A 16,725-nucleotide genomic window follows, 5' to 3' on the forward strand; every position below is an offset into this window, starting at 1 on the left:
GGTAGCGGGTTTTTCTTCTATTGTCCGCAAAAAGTCATATATTCTCGCCCAAGATGCGCAAAATTTGCGTACTAATGGGAGGTTGAGCATTGTATAATAAAGAGTATATTGCAGAATAATAGCTAATTCTGCGGGGGAAAGGATAGCAATTTAGTAAAGGGTGGAAAAATGACAAGAGAAGAGTATTTAAAGGAAATTGCCAAGGTTAATGAAGATGGTTTTTACAAAGAAGATTGGGGATCGTTATCCAGACACGAGACGCCAAAGTGGTTTAAAGAGGCCAAATTTGGAATATTCATTCATTATGGAGTTTACAGTGTTCCTGCCTTTGGAAATGAGTGGTATTCCAGAAATATGTATAACCGGGCAGAAAGAGAGTACAAGCATCATATAGAGACCTATGGACCTCAGAATAAGTTTGGATACAAGGATTTTATTCCTATGTTCAAAGCTGAGAATTTTGATGCCCACAGATGGATTGAAACATTTAAAAAAGCAGGCGCAAAGTATGTTGTTCCGGTAATGGAGCATCATGACGGCTTTGCGATGTATGATACGGAGTTTAATAAGTGGAATGCAGCCAATATGGGGCCTAAGAGAAATATCGTAGGAGAGCTTAAAGAAGAGTGTGGCAGACAGGGACTGACTTTCTGCGGATCTTCTCACAGAGCTGAGCACTATTTCTTTATGAACCTTGGAAGAGAATTTGACAGTGATGTAAATGATGATGATTATCGCGACTTTTATGGCCCTGCGGTACTGTGTCCGGAGTGGCAGAACGAACAGTTTACTGAGAGCACGGAAAATCCGGATTCAAAGGGACCTGATCAGGACTGGCTTGAGGACTGGATCGTTCGTACGGCAGAGATAATCGACAAATATAGACCTGCAATGCTTTATTTTGACTGGTGGATACAGAATAAAGCTTTTAAACCATATCTCAAGAAACTCTGTGCATATTACTACAATCGTGCCAGGGAATGGGGAAAAGAAGTAACTATATGCTATAAGCATAACGCGTTTCCACCCGATGTAGCTACTTTTGACATGGAAAGAGGGGCTCTTTCGGAGATTTCACCGAGATATTGGCAGACAGATACTGCTATTGGAAACAGATCCTGGTGCTATGTACAGGATAATGAGTATAAGGGTGGATACAAGCTTGTATGCGATCTTATTGATGCAGTCAGCAAAAATGGTAATTTTCTCCTAAATCTTGGACCAAAAGCAGATGGAACCTTTACTGCAGAGGATGAAAAGGCTCTTTCTGATATCGGAGCATGGCTCTTAGAAAATGGGGAAGGCATTTATGGATCAAGCTATTGGAAACAGTATAAGGAAGGCGATACAGTTGTAGCAAGCGGAACCTTCAATGATGGGGCGGAAGTTTTGTATACTCCTTCCGATTTTAGATTTACTTATAAAGAAGGCTGCATATATGCGTTCTGGATGCGCCCTGCGATGCAGGATGTCAGAATTAAAGCTCTTAAAATGGAAACAATAAGAGGACTTTTAATAGACAGAGTATCTCTTTTGTCTACAGGACAAGAGCTTAGCTATGAGAGAAATTCTGATGAAATGATCATTAAAGCAAATGAAGCTTTTAAATCAGATATGCCGCTTTGCTTTAAGATCCAGCTTTCGTGATCATTATTCTGAAAGTTTTTGAGGTGATCAGATGGAGCAGGATATTGTTAAATACGAACCGATCATATATATGGATAAAAAAGAGCCATTCAGGCTTAAAAAGATCGGATTTACCGAGTACAGTGAGGATGGGGCTCGCAGCAGTTCTTTTAACAGAGCATTTGATTTTGGCAATTATCCAAAGGCAGCTAGAGTACTGGAATACGTCTACTACCTCGATTATGATATTCAGCATTTATATGATCTTGAGCACATTTGGATCTATGTAGATAAAAATGGAGCAGTAGTCGGTGCTGAAGGAAGCTATCATGGCAGATTTCTATGCGCTTACAGGAAAGACAACAGCTCTTTTGATAGCAAAAGAGCTGTTGCACGCGCAGAAATTGAGAATAAGTCTCATGTTGTGATGTATTCACAGCCGGGAAAGCATGCAATGCTTGCTTCTCCCGAATTGATGTGGATATATCCTGAACTATTTACTGCCTGCGACAGACTCTCAGGAATAAACGGCCTTGATGCCCCTGAGAGATATCTTGAGGGAATAAAGATTTCTGACGAGGATAACCGTAGGATTGCGGAATACATCAAAGCAAATTACAGTTTTGTCCCGTCCATGGAATTTGTCAGATATGACATTTCTGATGGAGATTATGTCAGGTTACAGGATCTACAAGAAATGATTCCCGGATTCATAAAGGCAGAGCTCGATAAATTGGGGGTTGATTATGGAGGACAGGTTTACAAGGATTGATGATTGCATAGAAAGAATCAAGGATCAGATTTTCTCAGGTAAGGTGGACATTACGGAAGTGATGACATCTGATGGTATTAAATGCAAAAAAGTTCCATATGGCCATAGGAATGAGCTTTTAAAGGATTGCACAGACTGGGATGATTTTGAGGCAGGCTCTGTATGGGGAGAACCTGATGGACATGAACTTTTTAGAGTAACTGTTATAGTTCCGGAAAAGTTTAGTGGAAAAGAGGTCTTCTTTTTTCTGTCAACCGGAGCGGAGGATATTTGGAATACTGATAATCCGCAGATGCTGGTGTATATAAACGGTTCCAGGCGAAGCGGAATGGATATGAATCACAACAGCATCAGTATTTACAAGGCAGAGGATTGGAAAAAAAGGACAGACAGGACTGTAGATATCGCAATCTATGCATATTCCAATCTCTCCGTAAATGGCAATTATCTGAGAATGGAGCTGGGAGCCTGCGACGAAGCAGCCAAGGCGGCTTATTTTGACATGATTGTTCCTTTTGATGGCGTCAAAGCCATGCTGGGGCTTGATTCCAGAAAAACGGTAATTGATCTTTTAAGCAACAAGACAGCACTAAGTTCGGCAGAACCTGTAGATAGTGATAATGCGGAATATATCCTGACTATTCTTGATAAAGCCTGTGATATATTGCAGCAAGAAGGCGAATCGGATACAAGAGGTAACTTTTCAAAAGAGCTTCTGGAGGAGACATCTGCTTTTTTGGCTGATAATCTCTATGGCATTAGAACTGCTGATGCAACAGTTGCGAGTGTCGGTCACACGCATATTGATGTGGCATGGAAATGGCCGGTTCGACAGACAAGAGAAAAGGCAATCCGAAGCTATTCCACAGTTATGGAGCTTATGAAGCGGTATCCGGAATATCTTTTTATGGCCAGTTCTCCTCAGACATACGAGTTTGTAAGGGAAGACGAACCGGAGCTTTTTGAAGAGATCCTTGCAAGGGTAAAAGAGGGAAGATTTGAGCCTGAGGGCGCAATGTGGCTGGAAGCTGACTGTAATCTTACAAGTGGAGAGAGCCTTGTCAGACAAATACTCTATGGAAAAAGATATTTCAAAGAGATGTTTGGCGTAGACAGCGATATTCTCTGGCTTCCCGATGTTTTTGGATATAGCAAGGCAATGCCACAAATACTTCAAAAAAGTGGGGTAAGAGCCTTTGTGACAACCAAGCTTGCCTGGAATGATACTAACAGATTGCCACATGATCTTTTTATGTGGAAAGGGATAGATGGAAGCTTTATTCCAGTATATATTGTTACTACATGTGATCTTCCATTGGCAGATAAGGCCATGAAAGACGGAGGAATCCTGAATTACACCTATAATGGAAGGCAGGACGCGAGCCAGGTAATGGGTACATGGAGGGCCTTCAGGGAAAAGAGTATTACCAATGAGACCCTTACCTGCTATGGATTTGGAGATGGAGGCGGCGGACCTACCTGGGAGATGCTGGAAACTGACAGAAGGCTTCGTAGGGGAATCCCGGGGTGCCCTAAAACTGTTCAGAAGTCAGTCTCTGCGTTTATGGATGGACTTCTTGATAAAGTCAGAAGATCAAATGATGTTCCTGTGTGGGATGATGAGCTGTATCTGGAATTTCACAGAGGTACATATACTTCTATTGGTAAAAACAAGAAATATAACAGAAGGCTTGAGATATTACTTCAGGAAGCTGAGACTTTAAGTGTTCTGGCACATATCTATACAGGCCTTTCTTATCCCCAAAAAGAACTGTATGAGGCGTGGAAGATCCTCATGCTAAATCAGTTCCATGATATTCTTCCGGGATCGTCTATTGAGGAAGTGTATATTACTTCTGAAGAGAATTATAAAAAAGCGATTGATATTGTTACAGAATTGATAAATTCGGCGTCTGATAAACTTAGCGAAGCATCTATGCGGAAAAAGACAGGCCTTTTGCCAAGCAGATCAGTTAAAGAACAAGCGCCAGATCCACAGATGATTCTCGTGACCAAAAAGCAGGATATAGCTGTGATAGAGACAGTATTTTATACTATTTCCTTTGATAAGAACGGAGAAATAGTAAGTCTTGTGGATAAGGAGGCAGGAAGAGAAGTTCGTGATATGGGGCAGAGTCCGCTCAACAGGCTGATAGCATTTAAGGATGAACCTAAGGAGTATGATGCCTGGAATATTGATGCTGACTTCGAGAAGATAAGCTGGGATATCACTGATATTGAGGAAATGAAGATTTGCGGTTATCTGACTGATGGAACCACATCCGAGATTGATATTGCAAATTGGAGTGAAGACACTAGTGCTGAATTCGTAGAGGTTCATGTAGATATAAAGAGGACCTTTAGAGATTCACAGATATGTCAGAGCATTGTGATCAAAAATGATTCAAGGCGAATAGATTTTCGCACCACAGCCGACTGGCATGAGCACCAGATACTGTTAAAGGCAGCTTTTCCGGTAGATGTAATCTCCAAGGAGATTACATGTGAGATCCAGTTTGGCAATATCAGAAGGAATCTGACCAGGGATACCAGTTGGGATAAGGCCAAATTTGAATGTTGTACTCACAGATGGATGGATATTTCAGATGAAAGATCCGGATATGGAGTTGCTGTTTTAAATGATTGCAAATACGGATATGACGCCAAAGAAAAGCTGATGCGTCTGACGCTTATTAAATCCGGTATTTATCCAAATCCTAATGCTGATCAGGGAATACATGAGTTTACATATTCTCTTTTGCCTCATAAAGGGGATTACAGAGAAGGATATGTTATTGAAGAGGCTACAAGGCTTAATCTTGATTCGCACATGTTATTATCTCATGATATTTCTGCAGGAAGTGCAGGCAGAGCTTATGAGAGCATGATGAATTCTGTGATCGATCTAAAGGGTGAAAAGGGCGTGTACATAAGCTCGGTTAAACAGGCGGAAGACTCAGAGGATATTGTCATTAGACTGTATGAGGGCTTTGGACAGGAACATAAGGTATCAGCTGGACTATTAAAAGGTCTTGATAAGCCTGTTAAGGATGTTTATGAATGTGACCTTATGGAAAATAAGATTAGCGCAGAGATGATAAGCTATGATTTGACAAAAAGACTTATTTCCATGGAATTTAAGCCCTTTGAGATTAAGACTATACGCATATCTTTGTAAAAAGGCGTGTAAAAGCTTTATCGCAAAAAATGCAATCTTTTTGAAAATTTGACATAAAAACCGCGTAGATAATGCACGAATAAAAAAATAGAATGTATGATATAGGGAATTAACTATGTCATGCATTCTTTTTTTTATTGAAGAATCGCCGGTATAAAATATGTCAGCGATTTCTTATAGGAGCAGATTATGAGTAAAGAAACTAAATTTTTGAGTATTGCGATAGGTCTTTTGCAGGGAATATATAGGGAAGAAGGCATTACAAATAAGACTGCCGATTCGATGGATGCTGACAGGCTCTATAAATATGTCAGGCTGGTAAATGATAAATACGTGGACAAGGCAGCAAAGAGGACTAATGAAGTTGATTATCCTGCGGGAAATGACAGGAACAGATTTCATCATAATGGAATAATTAGTCCTGATGTTCCACTTGGAAATGTTTTTGTAGAAACCAGGACTAGCGGCGTGGGGACGCCTGCTCAGGTTAAGTTTTTTAAACTACTTCAGGAAGAAGAACCAGCCACCTTTGACAGAGTAAATGGAAAGATTACGATGATCCGCGATATGACAGGGTTTGATGGGTGTTTATCCAGAAAACTTCCGGTTGGAAGATATGTAATTGAAGTGTCAAAGGGAAGTGAATACGAAATAATAACAGATGATATTGAAATAACAGAAGGGGTATTTTCCAGAAAAACCTATGATCTGAACCGCTTTGTTAATCTCGAAAGCGAGGGGTGGATTTCAGGTGAACTTCATCATCACTGTGTTTATTCAAGTCCTGTATTTGGCGGAGATGATGACGTTGTTGAAACTCCCGAACAGGTAGCCAATTCTATGATGGCTTCGGGACTTAGCTATGGAGCTCTTTCAGATCACCATATTATTCTGAGCCATTCTGCATGGAAGGCAAATAAAAGAGATAACTTTATTCCAATCATTTCCAAAGAGATATCTACATCTAATGGGCATGTTATGGCGATGGGAGTGCCTGTAGATGTAATTTATGCCATTCCGGATGACAGAAATAGAACTGATAAGTATCTGAGAAATGAATTTGTCAGGATTACTGATGAAATAAAAGAAAATGGCGGCCTTGCGCAAATTAATCATCCTAGAGATCTGCAAAGATCAATATCATGGAATCCTGATTTTGAGGATATGCTTGATATTTTTGAGACTATGGAAATCTGGAACGGATCAAACCCGATGATGGCAGGCTCTACCAATGATGCTGCAATGAATCTGTGGAATCGCTGCATGCAAAGGGGGCTTTTTCTTCCTGCAACTACCGGAAGCGATACCCATAATATTTGCGCGGATGATTACCATGTTCTGTTCGATGAAGTCATGGATACGATGGATGCCATCAGGGCAAATGAACAGGAGCTTTCCAGAGAGTATTCAGATGAAACAGGGGTAATGCTCGAGATAGGAGAAAAACTTCTTCCAATTCTGGAAAAGTGGGCGGAGACATGCCTTTCAAGCGGCTGTGTCAGAACCTATATTAACTTTGATGTTACAGAGCCAAGGGAGAATACTCATAATCCTGAATATATCATGAACAGACTGCGCCTGGGCAGGAGTTTTTTGACTAATGGACCAATTCTTTTGACTAAGGTTAACGGAAAGATTCCGGGCCATAATGTAAGACTTACTGAGGGTAAAAAGAGAATTGATAAACTGACGGTCGAAATTAAACTTCTGGCTAACCGTCCCCTTAAGACGCTTGAACTTAGCACGGAAAATGGTGTTTATAAGGAAATAGAACTTTGTGCAGAAAAAAAGGATGGCTTCTACGACTATAGCATGGAACTGGAAGAAGCCATTCCTGATGGAAAATACTTATATTTTATTGCCAGGGATGATTGCACAAACCTTGCAATTACAAATCCTGTGATCATCAACCGATAACGGCATTCTGGCGATATTCTCTTGGTGATGTTCCGGAGATCTTGTTAAAGATCCTGTTGAACTGGGAAAAAGAGGAAAAACCGCATTCCTGAGCTATTACAGAAATCTTCTTGTTACTGGATACAAGCTGATACTGAGCGTTTTTGATCCTGGTCAGCTGTATGTAATTGGACAGATTAAAACCTGTAACCTGCTTAAACTCTCTTGATAAATAGCTGGTACTGATGAAGAACTGCTCAGAGAGAGAGTCAAGGGAGATATCCTCTTCATAGTGAGTGTGAATATATGAAGAAACCTCATATATCTTCTGTTCGATTGAATTATAGCTCTGGGTATTGGTATATGTATTCTTGTCCCTTAGTTCATACAGGCAATACAGGAATTCTTGAAATTTGTTGTGAATATAGAATTCATCAGCGGGATTGCCGTAGTATTTATGCTCTTTGGAAAAAATAAACAGGTTGTTCAGGATATCGATAAGCTTCTGCTGATCCTGAAAACCAAATCTGTATACGGGGTTATCGGCATGAAAGGGAGACAGAATCTCTTTGTAGGCATCACAGCTTTCAGGCTTATCTAAGGGATACATGAAATCGATAATGAGACGTCTGCTGGGATCGCCCTTGTAATAAACGGATTTGTGCATAACAGAAGGCGCCAGCAACACGAAATCACCCATGTGAATATTGTAGGGAACACCCTCAATAAGGTGAGTTGCGTTGGGCGCAAGTAAAAACATGATCTCGTAATATGGATGCAGATGCTGGAATTCCATATTAACCGATGCATCCCTCTTGTCATAATCGAAATAGTAATAGATGTTATTTGGGATGTTATTGATGATTATGTAGTGATTGTCTTCGTAATAAATATTATCGTTTATAAGCATATGATTAGTATAAATGAAATAGAAAGAGGTAGCAAATGGTAGCGGATAATAAAGAAATCATGGCAAAGCTCGAGATTTTGGCTCAAAGCTTTCAGAAGTTTTTGTTTGAAGATGATGAGCAGTTTCTGGAAAATATGAAGACCAAAAACCTTGCAGGTGATGATGTCTCCAGATATCAGCATTGGGAGTGGACGCAGGGTGTTGGCTTATATGGTCTTTATCAGATGGCACATGAGCTTGGAAGAAATGATTACGTTGACTTTCTGCATAGTTTTTATGATAAAGAAATATCTTTGGGGCTTCCTGCCAAGAACGTTAATACCTGTGCTCCTCTTTTGACACTGGCTTTTCTCCTAAAGGACACAGGGAAAACAGAATATAAAAAAGTTTGCCATGAGTGGGCAGAGGCTATTATGCATGATTTTGCCAGAACTGAAGAAGATGGCATTCAGCACAGGACTTCTGATAGTGAGAATACCGGAGAGTTGTGGGATGATACTCTTTTCATGACTGTGATGTTTCTGGCGCTTATGGGAGAAATAGAGGATAACGATGAATATAGAGAGGAAGCCAGGTATCAGTTCCTTCTCCACATCAAATATCTTGTGGATCATGAGACAGGCCTTTTATATCATGGTTGGACATTTGAAGGACATCATAATTTCGCGAGGGCACTTTGGGGAAGAGGAAACTGTTGGTTTACCATTGCAATTCCTGAATATCTGGATATAGCAAATGTAACCGGGGCTGATAGAAAGTTCCTTGTGGAAGCTTTTCTGCAGCAGGTGAAGGCCTTGGAGAAATATCAGGATGAAGGCGGAATGTGGCATACACTTGTAGATGACGAAACATCCTATCTTGAAGCAAGTGCAACCTGCGGATTTGCCTATGGAATTCTAAAGGCTGTCCGGATGGGAATAATTGATGAGAAGTTCAGGGAAGTTGGAATTAAAGCTCTTAAGCCCATGCTGGGGCTTATTGATCCGGATGGAACAGTGAATCAGGTTTCCTATGGAACACCAATGGGAAGAGTGTCCAAAGACTTTTATAAGGAAATAGAAATTAAGCCTATGCCTTACGGACAGGCGCTGGCGATGCTGTTTTTGTTAGAAATTCATAAGATTTGAGGTAGAAAATGTTCAGAATAGGCATTGATATAGGCGGAACAAATATAGCAGCGGGGATTGTAGATGAATCCTACAAAATAGTCAAAAAGAAAACAATTAAGACCAGAAATGTCAGTACGCCATCAGAGATGATACAGGCTATTGCAGGACTGGTCAAAGATCTTATGAAGTCAGCCATGGTCAAGGCAGATATGGTCACTGCCATAGGCGTCGGAGTTCCGGGAACTCTTGATCCGGAGTCTGGGAAAGTGCTATATGCCAACAATTTGGGCTTTGAGGATGTGCCTTTTTTGACAGAGCTTAAAAAGGCGCTTGGAGAAGAACTTGCAGATAAAGTTTATTTTGATAATGATGCCAACGCTGCAGCTATCGGAGAATACATAACAGGTGATTACAATGCCAAGAACTTTGTCATGATGACGATTGGCACAGGGATTGGCGGCGGAGTTATCATAAACGGCCGTGTCCTTAGGGGCTGTAATTATGCAGCTGCTGAGTTTGGCCATATGACAATTAACTTTGACGGTGTTGACTGTAACTGCGGGAGAAAGGGATGCTTTGAGGATTATGCTTCTGTTGAGGGACTTATGAATCTTGCCTGGGAAGCTTCCAGATCATCCTCAGGTAAAAAGAGCCTGCTTGGCAAAGTGTCCAAAAGAGAAGAACTTGACGGAGAAATATTCTTTGATGCTGTAAGAAAAGGAGATAAGGTCGCAAAAAAAGTTTTGGATGAGTACTTGTTCTACCTGTCGGAGGGCATTATCAATATCATCAACATATTCCAACCGGATGTGCTGACACTTAGCGGAGGGATCACCAAGGCGGCGGATTTGTACCTTGATAAGCTAAAAGACCTGGTTTCTAAGGGTATATATTCGCGAAATAGCAGCAAGAATACAGAGATAATGTTGTCTAAGGGAATTTCAGACAGTGGCGATATCGGTATAATCGGAGCTGCACTTATATACAAGATGTGAGGAAGGATTGTTATGGAAAAGCACTATGAATTTATTCTAAAGGATACAGAAGAACTGGTTTATGAATCCATGTGCAGACAGATCATGGATGTGGAAAGCGAGAATTATGGAGCATTTCTGGATGATAATCATATCCTTGATGCCAAGTTCACCATTTACAGAACAGCTTCCATGATAGCTCTTTTCTGCAACAGAGACAGTGAGCTTTATGGAGATGAGAGACTCTTTGAGAGAATACTTGCGGGACTGCATTTTACAGAGAAAATGCAGCTTGAAAGCGGGCTTTTTGATTATGTAACCTGCAATTTCAGTTCAGCGCCTGACACAGCATTTTGTATCAAGAAGCTGATGCCATTTTTCTTTTACATGAGGGATATCAGAGGAGAAAAGAGAAATCCGGGAGAGGAAGAAATCTTTAGGATTATTGATGGAATCATAGGGAAAGCTGCCAAGGGAATAATAACAGGTGGTTTTCATACACCTAATCACAGATGGGCGATTGCATCAACACTTATGGAATGTTACAAGATCTACGGCGATGAAGAAATGAAGAAATGCGCTGAGAAATACCTTGCCGAGGGAATAGATTGCAATGAAGACGGTGAGTATGCTGAGAAATCTGCGGGTAATTATAACAGGGTAAACAACGATGCAATGATAACTCTGGCAGAAGCAACAGGTGATGCATCCTACGAAGAATATGTGATCAGAAATCTTCGTATGATGCTTCATTATTGGGAGCCAGATGATTCAGTATTTACAGCTAATTCTACCCGCTTTGATAAAGACAGGCTCATGTATCCAACGGATTACTATACCGAGTACATGCTAATGGCACAGAGGCACGGCATCACTGAGTTTTATGAGATGGCTAATTCAATAATTGACATCTGTAAGCGCCATAACCTTCATGGACCTGATTGTCTGATTTACTTTATGTGGTATCCGGAGTGGAGGAACATTGAGCATTTTGGATTATATAAGAATCCGGATTACAGCGTATTCTACAAAAATTCCGGCATATCAAGGAATAAAACCGGTCGATACACATACACTGTCATGAATGGAAAGTCCAATTTCCTGTATTTCCACAATGGTACTATCAAATTGGAAATGAAGGTGGCTGGAAGCTTTTGTGAGCATAGGGCTTTTAAGTCCGAGACTATGGAAGAAACAGCTGATGGCCTTCACCTTCATCAGACTATGCATGGATGGTATTATCTGCCATGGAGCGAGGATAAGATTCCTGAGACAAATGACTGGTGGCAGATGGACAACGCTTCCAGGGACAAGAAAATGGGCCCTGACATGGACATCGATGTTTGGGTAAAAGAAAGCTCTGATAAAGACGGAATTGATGTGAGAGTAAAGACAAGTGGTGTGAATGGGGCACCATGGCGAATAGAAATGTCTTTGACCGGGGCAAGTTTTATGGAAAATGGACATCTGGCAACAACTCTTAAAGGGAACGAAACCATAATTGCCAAGGATGATCATGTTGAACTGTCTAATGGCAAAGATATGCTGATTGTAGGCCCTGCCTTTGGAACACACAGATTTATGGAGGGAAAAGAGGATTCTGAGCTGACTAATTCGGGATCATCAACAGTGTATTTTACTGATTATACAGGTTTTGATCATACCATCACCATAAGAAACATGAGAAGCCAGTTTTCTAAATGACAAAAAATGCAATGTTTTTTGCAAATAAGCAAAAAAATCAGCTATTTCATGGAATGGTGGTTTGATAAAATAAAAATATCGTAAGGTATAGCAAATGCGACAAAAGGAGGAAATATGAGAAGGAAAATTAACTCTAAGGCAGTATCACTGGTGCTTGCTGCAGCAACCTCTATGACGATGCTTGCAGGTTGCGGTGGGGCAGCTACTCCATCCGGAACATCTTCTGAACCTGCTGCTACAGAAGCTACTGAGCAGACAGCTGACACAGCTCAGACTGGCGACATAGCTTCAAACACAGAGGAAGTTAAGGTTGAGGGATTTGCTGAGGCACCAATGCTTGCAGATCAGGTTTCAGCAGGCAAGCTTCCTGCGGTGGAAGAAAGAATTCCGGATGCAGATAATGTTTTTGTTGAAACTGTTGATGCTACAGGAGCTTCACTTGAGATTGGTACATATGGTGGGGTTATCAATCTTGGGCCTGCAGGCGGAAGCTGGGGACTTTCAAGACCATCTCTTGAATCTATCATCAGATACAACACAGATGGTTCCTATTATCCAAATGTTATCAAATCATTTGAACACAATGATGACTATACAGTCTGGACATTCAACCTCAGAGAAGGCATGAAGTGGTCAGATGGTGAGCCATTTACAGCAGATGATATTACTTTCTGGTATTACATGTGCCATCTTACAAACTTCGATAGCAAGAAGAGCTGGGTAGCTCTTAAAGAGGAAGTTGACGGAGAAGAGGCATGGGCAACACTTAAGAAGGTTGACGACTATACAGTTACATGGACATTCGTTAATCCTAAATATCCTGCAGATTTCATTGAGAATGGTGATTTCAAATGGTGCTGGGCTCCTGCTCATTACTTAAAGGATCTCATTCCTGATTCTGAGGATTATCCTTATGTAGAGAATGAGTACTGGCAGTCAACAGGACTTTCTGAGGAAGAGGTTCTTGCTAATGCTCAGAAGAAGAATATTGACGCAGCAACTGTTAAGGATCTGGGTAAATCAGTTTCCTATAACTTCTGGAATGTTGCAGGTATTCCAACACTTAACTCATTTGTACTTTCTACTGTTCCGGGCAACAGCTCCAAGGATGATACACTTTGCATCATGGACCGTAACCCATACTTCTGGAAAGTAGATGCTGAAGGAAATCAGCTTCCATATGTAGATGCACTTCACTTTAACCAGACCTCTGAAGACGGACAGGATCTTCTTATGTTCCGTTCAGGCGAAATCGATGTTATAGCAGTAGCTATGAAGGATATTGCAGCTACACTGTCAGATCTTGGAGATGCTGCTACTCTTCGCGAGTGGGGATCAACAAGCTGGGGAAGCTATCAGGTAACCTTCAACTATACAAATCCTGATAAGAATTATGCAGATCTTTTCGCAAATAGCGATTTCCGTGAGGCTATGTCAATCGGCGTTGACAGAGAGCAGGTTTCCGAGCTTCTTACTGACGGATTCCTTGAACCTGGCCAGTGCTGCCCTGCTGAAGGCAACGTTGGATACGATCCTGAGTGGGAGACAAAGTGGACTGAGTATGATGTAGACAAGGCTAAGAGCCTTCTCGAAGGATGCGGACTTGTGATGGGATCAGATGGTTTCTACAAATTCGCTGATGGTTCAGACCTTATGCTCACTTTCCTTGCATATGATGGTGGCGCAGATGAGTCTTATCCGGTATTTGAACAGTATTACAAGGCAATCGGCATCAACTGTGCTCTCAAGAACCTCGAAGTTTCAGCATTTGATGAAGCGATCGACAACAATGACTGGGTTGCAGTAATGGGACCTCATACAGCTATCGGTGGCGCTTCACTTAAGGATAGAGCAGCTCCATTTGTTCCTATTGCACAGGCTGCTGAGTGGTACGGTGAGTATGGTACATACTATGCAACTAAGGGCGCGCAGGGAGTTGAGCCAACAGGCGATCTTGCTAAACTGGTAGAGCTCTATGACAAGTGGAGACTTAGTTCAGATGAAGCCGAAAGAGATGAGTATCAGGCTGAAATCTACAAGATCCACAAAGATAACCTCTGGTCAATTGCTTACCTCAAGTCAGAAGGTTACTTTGAACTTATAACATCCAAGATCCACAACTATGCTGACAATCTTGTATCAGCTGACTGCTATCAGTATGCTAACATGACACACTATGAAGTACTCTTCAAGGCAGAATAATAAATAACAAGGGTTATATAATGTATTGAATAAGAATTCCGGAGACGTGAGGGGGTTTCCACGTCTCCGGTTTTTATCTCAAAGTAGAGATTTTGGGAAGGTCTTTATTTTAGAAAGGGTATTACACACTATGGAGGAAAAAACAAAAAACAGTTTTGTTGAGAACATAAAAGAGTTCTTTAGAAGAGACCTTGTGCAGTACATTGTTAAGCGTGTACTCTGGTTTATTCCAACACTTCTGCTCATTTCTATTCTGGTTTTCTTTGTAATACAGCTTCCTCCGGGGGATTATGTTTCTGCGCATATTGCGGCGCTTGCAACAGAAGGAGAGCTGGTTGATGCAGATTATGCAGCATCAATGAGAGAAGACTACGGACTTGATTTGCCGGTATGGCAGCAATATATCAAATGGGTTAAGGATATCATTTGGACACCTTCTGACACAGCCTATTACAGACTGTATCATTCACATCATAACTGGAAGTATTCTTTTGCCTATGGACGCGACGTCTGGAGCGTTGTCAACGACAGACTGGGGCTTACCATAGGTGTTACAGCTATCATCATGATTTTCCAATATCTGGTATCAATTCCTATAGCGGTTTATGCCAGTACGCACCAATATTCCGTAGGTGACTATATATCTGCGATAATTGGTTTCCTTGGAACTGCAATACCTAACTTTATTTTGGCAATTGTGCTGATGTATCTCTCCTATAAATGGACCGGAAATGCCAATGTAGGTCTTTTTTCTCAGGAGATGCTTAAAAACGGCGTTCATTTATATAATTTTGGTGATTTCTTAAAGAGAATGATCATTCCTATCATTGTCATCGGAACCAGTGGAACTTGCGGTATTATTCGTTCAGTGCGTGCACAGATGCTTGATGAGGTAGCCAGACAGTATACGCTTACAGCAAGGGCAAAAGGCGTTTCTGAGGGCAAGATCATTATGAAGTATTGTTTTAGAGCTGCTATCAACCCTACAGTATCAGGACTTGGCGGAGTTCTTTCAAGTCTTTTCTCAGGATCTACTGTAACAGCTATGGTTCTGAATATGCAGATTCAGGGACCTGTCCTTTATAAGGCACTTCAGTCACAGGATATGTACCTTGCAGGCGCTATCGTCATGGTTCAGGCGGTGCTTGTTGTTATTGGTGTGCTGTTCTCTGACATTGCGCTGGCATTTCTTGATCCTAGAATTCGTTACTCAGGAGGTAGCAGATAATGGCTAAGAAACTTAAATCTAAAGAAGATTATTATCTTGCCTCCCAGTGGACTTTGATGGCAAGAAAGCTTAGAAAGCACAAGCTTGCGCAGGTTTCTTTTATTATTTTGGCGGTTCTGTACATTTCAGCGCTATTTGCAGATTTCCTCGCACCTTACGGGCTTGATGAGTTTGATGGTCTGTATAGAAATTCCGCACCGACCAAAATCTACACAATATATGAGGATCAGCACGTAGGTCCCCATGTATACAAGCTTGAAAAGAGTATTAACAAGAAAACTTTTGAGGTCAGCCTTGAACCTGATTTATCTGAATATTACAAGATAGAGTTTTTTGTTCATGGAACTGAATATAAGGTCTTAGGTCTTTTCCCTTGTGATCTTCACTTGTTTGGTGTCGGAGAAGGTTCCAAGGGCGGAACGGGAGCCAAGATATTCTTATTTGGTGCAGATTCCCTTGGAAGAGATATTTTTTCCAGAGTATTACTGGGAGCGAGGATTTCTTTATCCATCCCATTTGCCAGTGCTATCATCAGTTTCTTTTTGGGAGTAGTAATAGGATCTGTTTCGGGTTACTTCGGAGGAGTCCTTGACATGATAATCCAGAGAATTATCGAGGTAATTGGAGCTGTTCCGCAGATTCCGCTCTGGATGGCCTTATCAGCTGCTATTCCTGCCGGAGTATCAACAATAAAAATGTATTTTTATATGACAATAATCCTGTCATTCATCAACTGGACAGGAATGGCCAGAGTTGTACGAGGAAAGTTCCTATCACTTAAGAATGAGGACTATGTTATGGCAGCAAGGATTTCCGGTGTATCTACATGGAAGATCATCTGGAAGCATCTTGTACCGGGCTTTATGAGCTACCTTATTGTTTCTCTTACACTTGGGATTCCGGGATCTATCGTAGGTGAGACTTCAATGTCATATCTTGGACTTGGTATTAAATCGCCTGCTACAAGCTGGGGAGTTCTTCTTCAGGAAGCAAGTTCAGTTACTGACGTTGCAGCCAATCCCCACAAGCTGATACCGATCATCTTTGTTACAATCACTGTTTTGGCATTTAACTTCCTTGGTGATGGAATGAGAGATGCCGCAGATCCTTACAAGTAATTTTTTAG

Annotated in this window: 11 protein-coding genes; 10 read left to right on the forward strand and 1 reads right to left on the reverse strand. The window is 41.2% G+C overall.

What is annotated here, in order from left to right:
* The first annotated feature begins 168 nt into the window (after positions 1-168).
* From BPR_RS15120 to BPR_RS15135, 4 genes are all read left to right on the forward strand, one after another.
* On the forward strand, positions 169-1,647 hold the full coding sequence (locus tag BPR_RS15120; RefSeq protein ID WP_013282357.1) for an alpha-L-fucosidase: 1,479 nt from the start codon (positions 169-171) through the stop codon (positions 1,645-1,647).
* Positions 1,648-1,678: 31 nt separating this feature from the next.
* Positions 1,679-2,398 (forward strand): hypothetical protein, encoded by a 720-nt coding sequence (locus BPR_RS15125; RefSeq protein WP_013282358.1) that lies wholly within the window; start codon positions 1,679-1,681, stop codon positions 2,396-2,398.
* Positions 2,373-5,576: an alpha-mannosidase gene (locus tag BPR_RS15130; protein WP_013282359.1), complete on the forward strand. Its 3,204-nt coding sequence runs from the start codon at positions 2,373-2,375 to the stop codon at positions 5,574-5,576. Before BPR_RS15125 ends, BPR_RS15130 begins: the two co-directional genes overlap by 26 nt.
* Positions 5,577-5,765: 189 nt before the next feature.
* Positions 5,766-7,493 carry a CehA/McbA family metallohydrolase gene (locus BPR_RS15135; protein WP_013282360.1) on the forward strand — a complete coding sequence of 576 codons (1,728 nt, stop codon included), beginning with the start codon at positions 5,766-5,768 and terminating at the stop codon, positions 7,491-7,493.
* On the opposite strand, the gene BPR_RS15140 is transcribed toward BPR_RS15135, so the two are convergent.
* Positions 7,483-8,382: an AraC family transcriptional regulator gene (locus BPR_RS15140; protein WP_026662216.1), complete on the reverse strand. Its 900-nt coding sequence runs from the start codon at positions 8,380-8,382 to the stop codon at positions 7,483-7,485. The two genes, BPR_RS15135 and BPR_RS15140, sit on opposite strands and share 11 nt — an antisense overlap.
* A gap of 35 nt (positions 8,383-8,417) precedes the next feature.
* Between BPR_RS15140 and bglB the strand changes: the two genes are divergently transcribed.
* From bglB to BPR_RS15170, 6 genes are all read left to right on the forward strand, one after another.
* A complete protein-coding gene (bglB, locus tag BPR_RS15145) occupies positions 8,418-9,509 on the forward strand; it encodes a beta-galactosidase BglB (protein ID WP_013282362.1) in 1,092 nt (363 codons plus the stop codon).
* 8 nt (positions 9,510-9,517) lie between these two features.
* Positions 9,518-10,486, forward strand: coding sequence for an ROK family protein (locus BPR_RS15150; protein ID WP_013282363.1), 969 nt, complete (start codon positions 9,518-9,520; stop codon positions 10,484-10,486).
* A gap of 12 nt (positions 10,487-10,498) precedes the next feature.
* On the forward strand, positions 10,499-12,169 hold the full coding sequence (locus BPR_RS15155) for a hypothetical protein (protein WP_013282364.1): 1,671 nt from the start codon (positions 10,499-10,501) through the stop codon (positions 12,167-12,169).
* Between the two features lie 114 nt (positions 12,170-12,283).
* On the forward strand, positions 12,284-14,371 hold the full coding sequence (locus BPR_RS15160) for an ABC transporter substrate-binding protein (protein ID WP_013282365.1): 2,088 nt from the start codon (positions 12,284-12,286) through the stop codon (positions 14,369-14,371).
* A 130-nt stretch (positions 14,372-14,501) separates the two neighbouring features.
* Positions 14,502-15,599 carry an ABC transporter permease gene (locus tag BPR_RS15165; protein ID WP_013282366.1) on the forward strand — a complete coding sequence of 366 codons (1,098 nt, stop codon included), beginning with the start codon at positions 14,502-14,504 and terminating at the stop codon, positions 15,597-15,599.
* Entirely contained in the window at positions 15,599-16,717 is a 1,119-nt protein-coding gene (locus BPR_RS15170) for an ABC transporter permease (RefSeq protein WP_013282367.1), read from the forward strand. Before BPR_RS15165 ends, BPR_RS15170 begins: the two co-directional genes overlap by 1 nt.
* The last annotated feature ends 8 nt before the right edge of the window (positions 16,718-16,725 follow it).

The sequence above is a fragment of the Butyrivibrio proteoclasticus B316 genome (genome assembly GCF_000145035.1).
Classification (GTDB): Bacteria; Bacillota; Clostridia; order Lachnospirales; family Lachnospiraceae; genus Butyrivibrio; species Butyrivibrio proteoclasticus.